General features: G+C 60.0%; 13 protein-coding genes. 10 read left to right on the top strand and 3 right to left on the bottom strand.

What is annotated here, in order from left to right; genetic code table 11:
- The first annotated feature begins 255 nt into the window (after positions 1-255).
- Positions 256-675: an organic hydroperoxide resistance protein gene (locus BMZ46_RS20880; RefSeq protein ID WP_039772166.1), complete on the top strand. Its 420-nt coding sequence runs from the start codon at positions 256-258 to the stop codon at positions 673-675.
- 122 nt (positions 676-797) lie between these two features.
- On the opposite strand, the gene BMZ46_RS20885 is transcribed toward BMZ46_RS20880, so the two are convergent.
- Positions 798-1,238, bottom strand: a complete 441-nt coding sequence (locus tag BMZ46_RS20885; protein ID WP_064596053.1) for a hypothetical protein — start codon at positions 1,236-1,238, stop codon at positions 798-800.
- Between the two features lie 403 nt (positions 1,239-1,641).
- On the opposite strand from BMZ46_RS20885, the gene BMZ46_RS20890 reads away from it, so the two are divergent.
- Together BMZ46_RS20890 and BMZ46_RS20895 are read left to right on the top strand one after the other, a co-directional pair.
- On the top strand, positions 1,642-3,816 hold the full coding sequence (locus BMZ46_RS20890; RefSeq protein WP_074690864.1) for a TonB-dependent siderophore receptor: 2,175 nt from the start codon (positions 1,642-1,644) through the stop codon (positions 3,814-3,816).
- Between the two features lie 345 nt (positions 3,817-4,161).
- Positions 4,162-4,980, top strand: a complete 819-nt coding sequence (locus tag BMZ46_RS20895; RefSeq protein WP_217634498.1) for an alpha/beta fold hydrolase — start codon at positions 4,162-4,164, stop codon at positions 4,978-4,980.
- Positions 4,981-5,091: 111 nt separating this feature from the next.
- On the opposite strand, the gene BMZ46_RS20900 is transcribed toward BMZ46_RS20895, so the two are convergent.
- Positions 5,092-6,066 (bottom strand): LysR family transcriptional regulator, encoded by a 975-nt coding sequence (locus BMZ46_RS20900; protein WP_074690970.1) that lies wholly within the window; start codon positions 6,064-6,066, stop codon positions 5,092-5,094.
- 401 nt (positions 6,067-6,467) lie between these two features.
- Here BMZ46_RS20900 and BMZ46_RS20905 point away from each other — a divergent pair, with 401 nt between their 5' ends.
- From BMZ46_RS20905 to BMZ46_RS20925, 5 genes are all read left to right on the top strand, one after another.
- Complete coding sequence (locus BMZ46_RS20905; protein ID WP_074690862.1) at positions 6,468-7,115, top strand: response regulator transcription factor; 648 nt, start codon at positions 6,468-6,470, stop codon at positions 7,113-7,115.
- Between the two features lie 346 nt (positions 7,116-7,461).
- Positions 7,462-8,916, top strand: a complete 1,455-nt coding sequence (locus BMZ46_RS20910) for a sensor histidine kinase (RefSeq protein ID WP_074690861.1) — start codon at positions 7,462-7,464, stop codon at positions 8,914-8,916.
- Between the two features lie 116 nt (positions 8,917-9,032).
- Positions 9,033-9,332, top strand: coding sequence for a type 1 glutamine amidotransferase family protein (locus tag BMZ46_RS20915; RefSeq protein WP_305955797.1), 300 nt, complete (start codon positions 9,033-9,035; stop codon positions 9,330-9,332).
- 15 nt (positions 9,333-9,347) lie between these two features.
- Positions 9,348-9,872 (top strand): hypothetical protein, encoded by a 525-nt coding sequence (locus tag BMZ46_RS20920; RefSeq protein WP_039772157.1) that lies wholly within the window; start codon positions 9,348-9,350, stop codon positions 9,870-9,872.
- Positions 9,873-9,998: 126 nt separating this feature from the next.
- Entirely contained in the window at positions 9,999-10,373 is a 375-nt protein-coding gene (locus tag BMZ46_RS20925; protein WP_039772155.1) for a response regulator transcription factor, read from the top strand.
- A 130-nt stretch (positions 10,374-10,503) separates the two neighbouring features.
- On the opposite strand, the gene BMZ46_RS20930 is transcribed toward BMZ46_RS20925, so the two are convergent.
- Positions 10,504-11,463, bottom strand: a complete 960-nt coding sequence (locus BMZ46_RS20930; RefSeq protein ID WP_074690860.1) for an MBL fold metallo-hydrolase — start codon at positions 11,461-11,463, stop codon at positions 10,504-10,506.
- Between the two features lie 275 nt (positions 11,464-11,738).
- Between BMZ46_RS20930 and BMZ46_RS20935 the strand changes: the two genes are divergently transcribed.
- Together BMZ46_RS20935 and BMZ46_RS20940 are read left to right on the top strand one after the other, a co-directional pair.
- A complete protein-coding gene (locus BMZ46_RS20935) occupies positions 11,739-12,758 on the top strand; it encodes a GlxA family transcriptional regulator (protein ID WP_039772153.1) in 1,020 nt (339 codons plus the stop codon).
- Positions 12,759-12,905: 147 nt separating this feature from the next.
- On the top strand, positions 12,906-13,280 hold the full coding sequence (locus BMZ46_RS20940) for a response regulator transcription factor (RefSeq protein WP_039772152.1): 375 nt from the start codon (positions 12,906-12,908) through the stop codon (positions 13,278-13,280).
- Positions 13,281-13,491: the final 211 nt, after the last annotated feature.

The following is a 13,491-nucleotide window of genomic DNA, read 5'->3' on the forward strand; positions in this document are numbered from 1 at the left end:
TCATCTTTTCATTGCGTATGACATCCCGGTGCGCCGACATCCACGACACGCTCGGGAGATGTAAAGGTCTGGACAGCCCGGCGGACGGCGAAGTTTCGATTAGTTGCGCCCTTGCCCCCTTCCACGCCGATACAGGCTACAGAGCGATACAAAAACATCGCTGCATGACACATCCCGGGTACACGCCAATGCAAAAGTGTGGGCCATCGGAACCTTCGCTGTCCGACATCAACCATCACTCAGGCAGGTATTTCCATGATCAATCAACTCGACACCGTGCTGTACACCGGCAAGACCCGCACCACTGGCGGGCGCGATGGCGCATCGCGCAGTTCGGACGGCAACCTGGACATCAAGCTTTCGCCACCGGGCTCGAATGGCAGCGGCACCAATCCGGAACAACTGTTGGCAGCCGGTTGGTCGGCCTGCTTCATCGGCGCCATGGGCAAGGCAGCCGCGGCACAGAAGATCAGGCTTCCGGCGGATGTGGCGGTCGAAACCGAAATCGATCTGGGCAAGGCCGGCGACGCATTCTTTCTTCAGGCGCGCTTGAATGTCAGCCTGCCGGGGCTGGAGCCTTCGGTCGCTCAGGCGCTGGTGGACGCTGCGCATCAGACCTGTCCTTACTCAAAGGCCACTCGCGGCAACATCGACGTCACCCTGCGGCTGATCTGAATCAGCCCTGTTTGATCCTGCAAACCGCCCGATGCACGGCTTCGGGCGGTTTTTTTTACAGGGTTGAGCAATGCCGATCCTCCGGTTCAAACAACCAGAGTCGCGAACGGTCATTGAAGGATTTACGCGAACGATGTCTCGTGCTCGCTTTCGTGGACGTAAATCCACGAAATACCCGATGGCGAATCCGGGTCGAGGCGCATGAGCGCCGAGTCGACTTTCTTCTTGGTGATCCCGTTCTTGACCAGGTCGAAAACCGTCAGGAAGAAGTCACCGGGAAGCGGCGTGATCGAGAGATTGATGATGTGCGACTCGGGGCTTCCGGCACGTTTGCCGTGCAGGCCCCAAAGACGTTCCCAGTAGTTCTCGCGGTCCATGATCTGACCGTCCGTGAGCACCACCCGGAAATCATTCGCCAGGGCATCGTACAAAGGCTTGATCGCGTCTTCCGACTGGGAAGCCACACCGCGCGACCACGGGAAAAAGAGGTTGTACCAGCGGTACACCTCGGCTTGGACCAGCGCTGTTTTATCGGTTGTTTCGGTGACTCGGCTGATTGCCATCTGCGTTCTCCTTAACGAGCTCAAAGGCGCGGGTTCTCCGTTACGCATCGCCTGGGCGATGCTCCGCGCCTCATTCAAGATCCATCCTGAAATCAACGTCACGGGGTCAGCTCGAAAGCGCTTAATGACTTCAGAATGTCTCCTGTCATTTGGCTGACCCGGCCACAAAAGTAGACACCAACCTGTTGGTTTGCATGGCAAGCTGACCAACGGTGTAACCGGCTCCTGCGCTGCAAGTGACGCGCTTGAGCGGTTCCTTGATCGCGTTTGCCCTCTCCCTCTCCTCCTGCGCTGTTTCACATTTTTTTCACGAAGCGCTTTGTTGCTGTAAAAAACCCTGACACAATTATTGGCAATGATTCTCAACTGCTCTTTGTTTGCTATTTAAAATCAGGAAGCCTCAATGTCGCGCCCAGCCTCGCCGCATCGTTTCAACCCGTCACGCAACCTCCTGTCCATGGCCATCTGCATGGCCGTCATGGCCCCGGCGCTGGCCGATGAAACCCGCGAGGCGCAGGACACCGCCCCGCCCGCCACCCTCGAGCTCGGCGCGACCGCCATCACATCGACACAGCTGGGCAGCACCACCGAAGGCTCCGAGTCCTACACCACCGGCACCATGGCCACCGCCACCAAACTGCCGTTGACCCTGCGCGAAACACCGCAAGCCGTCACCGTGATCACCCGCCAGCGCATGGACGATCAGGCGATGACCAGCATCAACGACGTGGTCAACGCCACGCCAGGGCTGTTCCTCGACTACTCCAGCGGCCCAGGCCGACAGGCCTACAAAGCCCGGGGTTTCGACATCGACAACCTGATGTACGACGGCATTCCGAGCGGCTACAACGGCGTGAACGTCGGATCCCAGCCGAATCTGGCGATGTTCGATCGGGTTGAAGTCGTTCGAGGCGCGACCGGTCTGGTCACCGGTGCCGGCAACCCTTCGGCGGCGATTAACCTGGTGCGCAAACGGCCATTGGCCGAGCAGCGCGTGACCCTGACCGGCGCCGCCGGGACCTGGGACAACTATCGCGGCGAGCTCGATGCTTCCAGCCCGCTCAACGACAGCGGCACCCTGCGCGGCCGGGTGGTCACTTCCTATCGCGACGCCAACAGTTTCATCGATGACGTGGACGAACAACACGGCCTGTTCTACGCCGTCACCGAAGCGGATCTGAGCGACGACACCACCCTGACCCTCGGCTTCTCGCACCAGAAGGACAGGACCAACTACTTCTGGGGTTCATCAATGATCGGCCTCGACGGCCATCACCTTGATCTGCCGCGCTCGTATAACCCCGGCACCTCCTGGGAAGACAAAGATCAAGAGATCAACACCGTATTCGCCGAGATCCGCCAGCAACTGGCCAACGACTGGAAACTGCAGGTCAACGCCAACTATTCCGAGCAGAACGCGCTGTTCTCCGGCTCGTACCAGTCGCGCTGGGTCAACGACACTCTGGCCCGCACGGTTTACCAGTCCAAGGCCGATGAAAACCAGGCAGGTCTCGACGCCTTCTTCAGCGGTCCGTTCGAAGCCTTCGGGCGCAGCCATGAACTGGTGGTCGGCGCCAGCAAACGCATCTACGACCTGACCACTCACAACTACTCGCCCTACGACACCAACTGGCCGATCAACGCCGGCAAACCGGACTTCGTCCACACCAACAACACGCGTGAAGTCACCACTCAGGACGGCGTGTACCTGACGACTCGCCTGAGCCTGGCCGACCCGCTGAAGCTGATCCTCGGCGGACGTCTGGACTGGTACGACTACGACAACCGCGATGGCGACGGCGACTACAAAGTCACCCGCAACGTCACCCGCTATGCCGGCCTGATCTACGAGCTGGACGACCATCATTCGGTGTACGCCAGCTACAGCGACATCTTCACCCCGCAGAGCAACAAGGGCACCTCCGGTAACCCGGTCAAGCCGATCGTGGGCAAGAACTACGAGGTCGGCATCAAGGGCGAATACCTGGGCGGCGCGCTGAACGCCAGCCTCGCCGTGTTCCGCGTCGATCAGGAAAACCGCGCGGTGCAAGTGTTCGTCCCGAACTGCCCGCAGTCGTCCTGCTATGAAGCCTCCGGCGAGATCCGCAGCCAGGGTATCGACCTCGAGCTGCAAGGCGCGCTCACCGACAACTGGCAGATCGGCGGCGGCTACACCTACGCCCGTACGCACACCATCAAGGACGAGGCGAACCCGCAGAACGTCAACAAGCAGTTCGACACCGACACCCCGGAGCACCTGTTCAAACTGACCACCCGCTACAACTTCCAGGGCCCGCTGGAAAAACTGCGTGTGGGCGGCAACATCTCCTGGCAGAGCCGCATGTACAACGACATCGAACTGCTCGATGGCGGCAACTACCGCCTCAAGCAAGGCGCGTACGCCGTGACCGACCTGATGGCCGGCTACCGGGTCAATGAAAACCTCGATCTGCAACTCAACGCCAACAACATCTTCGACCGCAAGTACTACTCCACCATCGCCAACTCCGTCAGCTACGGCGGCGACAGCTATGGCACGCCGCGCAACATGATGCTGACGGCCAAGTACACCTTCTGAGTTGTCCAGGCGCAGGGACGCGCCAACCCCGCAGCACTCCTCCCGCCACGCCCTGCATACCAAAGCGTTAATTTCAAAAACCCATGTCTGGTGGTCAGTCGTACCCCTTTGCCCAAAGATTACCTTCGGCCAGGGCTGCAGCCTTGCGCCGCCTGTGCAACTTCTTTAACTCAATGGGTGTTCAAAATGACTGACGAGAAAAACGGAACCACCCGTCGTGGCTTGATCACGACGGGCGCCATGGCCGCAACCCTGGCGGTGGCATTGCCGGCGCTGGCGACACAGCAGACACCAGCATCCGCGTCAGGGGTCAGCAAAAGCGCCGGCAACGGCAGTGGCTCGGGAATGCTCACCGTCAGGGATGGCACGCAGATTTTCTACAAGGACTGGGGCCACGGCCAGCCGATCGTTTTCCATCACGGCTGGCCCCTTTCCGGTGATGACTGGGATGCGCAAATGCTGTTCTTCCTCAACAAGGGCTTTCGCGTCATCGCCCATGATCGACGTGGCCATGGTCGCTCTTCGCAGACCGCCACGGGCAACGAAATGGACACCTACGCCGCCGACGTTGCCGAGTTGATGGCGCACCTGAACATCCGCAACGCCGTGCACATCGGCCACTCCACCGGCGGCGGTGAAGTGGCGCGCTACGTGGCGCGGCATGGTCGCGGCCGGGTGGCCAAGGCCGTGCTGATCGGCGCCGTGCCGCCGATCATGCTGCGCACCGCAAAAAATCCCGGCGGCCTGCCGATGGAGGTGTTTGACGGGTTGCGCAAAGCACTCGCGCAGAATCGCAGCCAGTTTTATCGTGACTTCCCGAGCGGCCCGTTTTACGGCTTCAATCGCCCAGGTGCGAAAGTGTCTGAAGCGATCGTCGAAAACTGGTGGCGTCAGGGCATGAACGGCGGGATCAAGGCGCAATACGACTGCATCAGCGCGTTCTCCGAAACCGACTTCACCGATGACCTGAAAAACATCGATGTGCCGACCCTGGTGCTGCACGGTGAAGATGACCAGATCGTGCCGATCACCAATTCGGCTCACCTCTCAATCAAATTGCTCAAGCACGGTACGCTGAAAACCTACCCCGGCCAGCCCCATGGCATGTGCACCACCCACGGCGACACCATCAACGCGGACCTGCTGGCGTTTATCAATGCATGAGGTTCCGGGGCCGCGCCCTCACGACAAGCCACGTACAGCCCCCTGAAAAGAAAAGCTCCGATCGAGTCGGAGCTTTTTTTATTGGGCGAATCACACAGCCGTTGCAGTTATCTACCGGGCCATCATCAACGCCTGATCGACGGGCAACGCCGGGCGTAATTTTGGCACTACCTGCAATTCAATCGGCGTACCGAAAAACGCCTGGCAGCGCGAACGCAGCCAACGCTGAGCGCAATCGTTGTGCGCAGCGGCACGCCAGACCATGGAAAGCTCCCGCGATGGCAGCAACAGAGGGGCCGGTTCAGCCCTGACACCCTCAACCGAGGCCATGGCCCTGGCCACGTAATCCGGGACGATGACCAGCATGTCGCTCTGCGCCAACAACCTTGGCAAGGCACTGAACTGCGGCACCGCCAGCACCACTTTGCGCCGACGCCCGAGCAGGTCCAGCGCGTGGTCGGTGTCATCCCTGGCCTTGCCCATGGACGACACGATGGCATGCGGGCGCTCGCAGAACTCATCGAGCGCCAGCAGGCCCGGGCGGGTATCCGAGCGCAGGAGCATTGGCCGGCTCGACCGTAGACTCTTGCGTCGAGCGTTGGCCGGCAGATCGAGCGTAGGGCTGATGCCCAGAGAAATCTCGCCATTGAACAGCCGCTGCGACATCTGCTGCTGATCGACGCGCAGCACCACCAAGGCAATATTCGGCGCCTCGCTACGCAGTTGGCGCAGCAGTCGCGGGAGCAGCGCGTATTCGACATCGTCGGACAGGCCGACCTGAAAGGTCACCTCGCTGGTAGCTGGGTCGAAGGGCTGGCAACGGCTCAACGCCACGGCAACGCCATCCAGCGCCGGCGTCAGGTTGGCGAAAATTTCCTCGGCCCGCCTTGTCGGCTCCATCACCCTCCCCGCACGAACGAACAACGGATCGTCAAAAAGCACACGCAAACGCCCCAACGCGGCACTGATGGTCGGTTGACCGAGAAACAGCTTCTCGCCGACCCGGCTGACGTTGCGCTCATGCATCAGCGTCTCGAAGACCACCAGCAGATTGATGTCGACACGACGGAGTTCATTTCTGTTCATGAAGTTCACCACCCGGCACGCAGCCATTGAGATCGACGGAGAGCTGTTAAAGGTTAAGGGCGCGGCTGCCGGACGTCTGTGGTACTTGGGGACAGCGGGATCATGCGTTAGGTGAGTGTTTTGATACTTGTGTATGAACCGTTTGAAACCGATAGCTGCATCGGGCCGCACAAAGACCGGTGCAATGGCCGTTTTTTCGGGTTTTTTGTCCTAGCTGACGGCGTGCTGCGCCACTACGATGCTTAACCGTCTATCTACTCACGCCCGCACCTGCGCAACGTGTCGCACGGCGCTATCGCCAGCGGACCGTGTCTCTGGTCGGGCATCAACCCGCACGAGCAAACACCGGCCGCCGGGCCGAGGGATTCGCCACAACGTCACAACCTTTTGGGAAAAGAGCAATGAACAACAATCCCATCAGCAACAACCCCAGCGAGCCGGTGGTATTCATCGTCGACGACGATGCCGCGTTGCGCGAATCCCTCGACAGCCTGTTGCGCTCCATTGGTCTGCGGGTGGAGCTATTCGGATCGGTCGCCGAGTTCATGACGTATCAACGTCCGGACACGCTGAGTTGCCTGGTACTCGACGTGCGCCTGCAAGGCAGCAGCGGGCTGGATTTCCAGAATGAACTGGCCACCGCCGGAATCAATGTGCCAATCGTGTTCATCACCGGACACGGCGATATCGCCATGACCGTGCGCGCGATGAAAGCCGGCGCGGTGGACTTCCTGACCAAACCGTTTCGCGAGCAGGACCTGATCGATGCCGTCTGCGCCGCACACTCGCGGGACAAGCAGCGTCGCGAGTCAGGGCGGCATGCCGATGAGCTGCGCGCCCGTCATGGGACGTTGACACCCCGGGAGCAGACGGTCATGGCGCTGGCGGCCTCAGGCTTGATGAACAAGCAGATCGCCGGGGAAATCGGCCTCAGTGAAATCACTGTGAAGATCCACCGGGGCCAGGCCATGCGCAAAATGGGCGCGCGCTCATTTGCCGACCTCGTGCGCATGGCCGAAGTCATCGCGGCGCTGCCTGCACATCGGTGACCGAATGAAACGATACGGTATGGTTCAAGCCGCCGTGGCTGGCAGGCACCATCAACACTCAAGTTCCGAACAACTAACACTTGGGTATATCCGCTTCATACGCAGTCATACTGCAAATGACCCAATGCAGCAGTGCCAGCGTAGAAGTCTTCGAATAAGATCTTTATTCAAATAACCATTACTCAATACAACGATTGGTGAATGACAGACAGTCGCCAACAACCGTCATGCCTGAAAAACAACTTCAGACTTTTTAACCTCTTCATCAATACGCCTTTCATAGCGTTTGCCTGCTTCATCGAAAGAACACGCCCTGCCGTCCGATAGCAAAAATCTGGAAGAATAAATGTCTATCATCAAACGTCGCGCACAACTTCTTTGTTCAGACGCCTTCGCCTGGCTTTGCGCCATAGCGGTCGGCAGCATGATCTATATCACCAATGCGTACCTTGATCTGGACGTTGCGCCGACGTTGTTCTACATCACGCTGGTATTCATGTCAGCGAACATCTTCCCGGTACCGGTATTTCTTGCCGTCGCGTTGGGTTGCCTCACACTGCTGACGGCCGACTTTCTGGTCGATGAAGGTTATCGCGATCACCGCAGCATCGCCGGATTCGTCAGGTGCCTGATCGCGCTGACGACTATTTCCCTGCTCGCGTTGCGCAGCAAACGCGCCACTGAAACGCTGCGGCGCAAGGAAGCGTTCTTTCTGGGCGCACAGAAACTTACCCACACCGGCAGTATCGGTTTCATCATCGATAAAAAAGTCAGCGTGTCATGGTCGCAAGAGTCGTCGCGTATTTTCGAGTATTCGCCGGACGTCACCCCGACACTGGCGCTGGTCAAGTCACGCACTCATCCCGACGACCTGCCGGTTATCGATCAGGTGCTGGAGCAGTTTGCGCGCCGGCAGGAGCTGGTCGAAGTCGAGCATCGGCTGCTCATGCCGGATGGTCGGATCAAGCACGTGCAGATGATCGCCAGCCCGTTGCCCAGACATCACGGGCGGACGCAATACGCCGGGGCGCTGATGGACGTCACCGCCAGCAAACAGTCGGAAGAGGCGTTGTTTCACTCGCAAGCCACCCTCGCCCACGTCACGCGCCTGACTTCCATGGGCGAACTGGCGGCCTCCATCGCCCACGAAATCAATCAGCCGCTGGCAGCGGTCATCACCAGCGGTGAATCCTGCAAACGCTGGATCAACCGGCCCGAACCCAACCTGGAAGAAGCCCGCCGTTCGCTGGACCGGATCATTCAAAACTCGGTCAGGGTCTCCGATGTCATCGCCTGTATTCGAGCGTTATCGCGACACAGCGAGGTGCAGCGCAATGTCGAAGTGTTCGACGAGATCGTCAGTGACTCGCTGACGCTGATGCAACATGACATCAGCTTCCATGAGGTTCGCCCGCACGCCCAACTGGGCACTCACGGTGCGCGGATCAAAGGTGACCGGGTACAACTGCAGCAAGTCATCATCAATCTGATCATCAACGCCTGCCAGGCCATGGCCAATGTGCTTGACCGCGCCCGGACGCTGCGGATCACCACCTCGATCCAGCACAACGAGGCTGTGCTTGAAATCGCCGACTCCGGCGTTGGCATTGCCGAGGACATCCTGCCTTCGCTGTTCGACCCATTCTTCACCACCAAGCCCACCGGCCTGGGAATGGGCCTCTCGATTTGCCGTTCGATCATTGAATTCCACGGCGGCCGCATCTGGGTCAACAGTACCGAGGGCGTCGGCACGCAGTTTGTGTTTGCGATTCCATTGGCTGCGCTCGAATACGATCAATGACAACCATCCACCCCTGATGTCGCCCGGTGGCGATATGGAGACCCGCATTGTCTATCCAACGTACAAACCCCGGCGCAGACCCCGAAACCCCGGTACACGAACGAACCGTCGTTTTCGTGGCATACCCGCAAATGGGCCTGCTGGATCTGACCGGTGCGCAGACCGTTTTCTGGGCGGCGACGTGCGGACTGGCGCAACTCGGTTTGCCCGGTTATGCCTTGCACACCGCGAGCCTGCAAGGCGGGCCGGTGCAGACCGGCGAAGGCCTGGTGGTTCAAACCCGGCGGCTGGATGAGCTCGGCGACGAGCCGATCAATACGTTGATCGTTCCGGGCTCGGCGTCCATCAGCCAGGCGTTGCGAGAACAATGGAGTCCACTGCTGCAATCACAACATTCAATCGCGCACGAGCGCTAGCCGGAGACGGTGGTCATGAACGCACCGCACAAACTGTATTTGGTCAGTCACCCGCCCTGCGTCACCCGCTATGGCACGCACACATCGTTGTCCACCGCTGAGCGCGTGGAGATCATCGACGCATTGACGCAGACCCTGAGCGCGACGCTGAGCATTCTGGCGCGGCTCAGGCACAGCCAGCAGACACTGCACGCTGTCAGCTTTTTACCGGTGCAGACGCTGTTTCGCAGGCTGTTGAATGCCAATACCCGTTACGCCGACTTTCTCGTCACCGGCATCACCGACCTGGGCGGCCATGCCCAGCGCGACGCGCTCTACCACCTCAATGAGGCTCCCGAACCTTTATGCTTTGCCGACTGCCTTAAAGGCATTGACCGCGCCCTGCGCCGACTGCGGGCCGCCGATGCCTTGTTCCGCGACTGTCGCGCCAGCGCAATTGCCAACAACGATTGCGCCAGCCGACAACTCTTTGAAGCCTGCACTCGACATAACAGTTACTTTCTTTCGTTAATCAACAACCATTTATTTGCTGAACATTGATTAACTTTCGCAACTAACAAAAAAACCAACTAAACATACCCACGTATACTATCCCACAATTTTTGAAAGCGTATCTTGCAAGTATGGCGGGCGCGACAGACACCCGCAAAGAACGCAAGGTTTCCCATGTTCAACTCAGCTATTGTTTCAGTTGTCGATGATGACGAACTTGTTCTGGTTTCAATGGACAGTTTGTTGCGGTCTTGCGGTTATACGGTCAAGACATTCAACAGCGCTTTTGCATTTCTTGAATCGAGCGCGCCAGAGCAGACCGGGTGTCTGATTTCCGACATTCAGATGCCGGGCATGTGCGGGGTCGAAATGTACGAGGCACTGGCGGCCAGGAAGATCCACATTCCGACGATCTTCATCACCGGCAAGCCAGGCCTGCCCCCTGAATTCAGCACCCGTGTGAAGACGCCGGAAGGCTACTTCTCCAAACCCTTCCATACCGAGGCACTGCTGGCCTGCATCGCGCAGGCGCTGATGCGCGGACGTTGAGCCCCAAAAAAGAGCCGCCTCCCTGCCCGACCGATAAACCTCAAAGTAAAAAAGGCCCCGCAAGTGATGAACTTGCGGGGCCTGATTTTTATCGAGCCCGGCCGAATGCAGCCAGGCCGCCGACAGCCGATCAGTAATCCCAGAACGCTGCAATCCAGCGGAACGCATCGCCATCGACCGCCACGCGGCCCACCGACGGGAACGGCAGGTGGGTGGCGACAAACCACTCGCCACTCGCCGCCGCCTCACGCATCAGGCGTACGCGGACACGCACCGACTCTTCAGGATCATGCTCGAAACCGTTGTGCCATTCCGGATGCTCGAAGGCCACCGGAAACAGGGCGTCGCCAGCAAAGGTCAGGCGTTCGCCGCCCGAGTTGACGTAGACAATGCTGTGCCCCGGCGTATGCCCGCCGGTGAGTTTCACCACCACCCCCGGCGCCACTTCGTATTCATCCTCGAAGGTGCGCACCTGGCGGCGGTAATCGTTGATGAACTGATTGGCCGTCGCGCGCAGAACGTCAGGCACCGGCGCCGGCATGACGGTCTGGGTGAAGTCCGGCGTCTCCCAGAACTCGACCTCTTTCGCCGAGACGTGGATACGCACGTCCGGACGCAGCCGGCTCTTCACTTCATCCACCAGCAGACCGCCGACATGGTCCATGTGCATGTGCGTGATCACGATGTCGGTCACGGCTGCCAGATCGATTCCGGCCGCTTCCAGCCGTTTCGGCAGCTGGCCGGCCCGAGGGAAACCGGGAAACTGCCCGCCCAGTCCGGCGTCGACCAGTATGATCTGCTCGCCGCTGCGCACCACCAGCACGTTGAGTGCCCAGTCAAACGCATCAGGCCCCAGGAACATGTCCTTGAACCAGGCGGCGCGAGCCTGCGGGTCGGCATTTGTGGACATGGTCGAGGTCGGCAGCGGCAGCACGCCGTCGCTGATCACCACCACGTCGATGTCGCCGACCTGCAGTGCGTAGCGCGATGGCACCAGCTCCTGCGCCGGAGCGAATGGCTGGCGGGTGACGGACGCCTGCCGGTCATCGGTTGCGTTGGTTTGATTGGAGTGATTCAGATACGTTGACATGGTCGCTTTCCTCTTGGCTGAGTCAAAATTTCCCGGACGAATGCCCTTGCTGGCGCAAGCGCTGAATGGCGCGCCTTGAAATCGAGTGTGCATCGCGACCACGACGTCCAACACCATACGCGGGTATAGGGCTTGAACCACATCGACCGAGTAACGCCGCTGTTGAGGTGGCTGTGGCCCATACCAATGTATATTCGCGCTCCTGCCCGCAAACACCGACACTACGGCGCACCGGATCGCCGAAAAGCGGGCGATCATCAGGTCCCTGAGCAGTCATGAACTCTATTTTTCACCAACCCGACCCTCTCACCTGCTTGCTCGCGCAACCGCGCATGCTGGTGTTCCTGGCGTATCCGCAGATGGGCTTGCTGGACCTGACCGGCGCACAAACCGTGTTCTGGGCTGCGTCCAAGGCGATGGCCGAACGCGGCTTGCCTGGCTACGCGTTGCACACCGCCAGCCTGGAAGGCGGATTGATCGCCACCGCCGAAGGGCTGTCGGTCAACACCTTGGCCCTGCGCACCTTTGACGAGACAACCATCGATACGCTGATCGTGCCCGGTGCGCCGAACATCCGTCAGGCCATGCTCGACAACGTTGCGTTGGTCGACTGGCTGCGCGCGGCATCGGCCAAGGCCAGACGCACCGCCTCGGTGTGCAGCGGCACCTTTCTGCTGGCCCAGGCCGGGCTGCTGGAAGGCTTGCGCGCAACCACGCACTGGGGCATGTGCGACATGCTCAAGGGTGGTTTTCCGAGTGTCGATGTCGACCTTGATGCGATCTACATCCAGCAAGGCAACGTCTGGACTTCCGCCGGGGTCACCACCGGGATCGACATGGCGCTGGCGCTGGTCGAGGCCGATTGCGGCCGCGCCGTGGCGTTGAAGGTGGCGCGGGAGCTGGTGGTTTTTCTCAAGCGCCCTGGCGGTCAGGCGCAGTTCAGCCAGTTGCTGCAAGCGCAGATCGACGACAGAGGCTGCTTCGAAGAATTGCACCTGTGGATCAGCGAAAACCTCGGCGACCCGCAATTGAGCGTCGAATCGCTGGCCCGACAGGCGCAGATGAGCCCGCGCAATTTCGCGCGGGTCTACAAACGCAAGATCGGCCGCACGCCGGCCAAGGCACTCGAGCTGTTTCGCCTGGAAGCGGCGCGACGAATGCTCGAAGACTCTCAGCGCAACATCGACCAGATCGCGCAGTTGTGCGGGTTCGGCGACGAGGAACGCATGCGCGACACCTTCTACCGTCACCTCTCGGTCTCGCCCCGGGAATACCGCAGCCGGTTCTCGCGCTGACGCCAAACAGCGCAATGGCGCCGGGCTCGCAGACGTTCAAATACTGTCGCTATACACACGTATAAGTACGCCGCCGAACCGAGCGGCGTATCGTGCGGCAATGCGGGCGTCCTCGACGGGCTACCCGAGATCAGCCCTGGTAAAGCAATGTCCCACACCGCTGTTGTATCGGTTGTCGATGATGATGAGTCCGTGCGCATGGCGCTGGACAGCCTGTTGCGCTCTCACGGCTACACCGTGCAGTTGTACCCGAACGCGGAGGCTTTTCTGGCGATGAAGGCGCCGCACCGCCCCGGCTGCATCATCTCGGACATCCAGATGCCCGGTCTGTCCGGCATCGAGATGTACGATGAGCTGTGCGCCCGAGGCGTGCGCATCCCGATCATTTTCATCACGGGTTACCAGGGGCGTCCGCCACGGGTCAACGCAGCATTCCCCGAGCCCCTCGCCTATTTCCCTAAACCCTTCCCGTGCGGCGAACTCATCACCTGCATCGAAAGCGCATTCAATCGCGCCGTTTGACTGCCCTCTTTCTATACCTGTGTATACCCCAACCCATACCTAAGCATGTCGGCACTGACCCTATGTAGAAGTGTCGCGCCGCACCTTCCCCGATAGCATCTTCCCCAGCGAATCGAACCGGCTCTGCGGTTGTTCACAACCACCTGCTTCGTGCAGTGCGGCAGACGGTCACGCATGAACGGACAATCCGTTCAACGACCAGAATTTCCAC

The sequence above is a fragment of the Pseudomonas sp. NFIX49 genome (assembly GCF_900115915.1).
Classification (GTDB): domain Bacteria; phylum Pseudomonadota; class Gammaproteobacteria; order Pseudomonadales; family Pseudomonadaceae; genus Aquipseudomonas; species Aquipseudomonas pharyngis.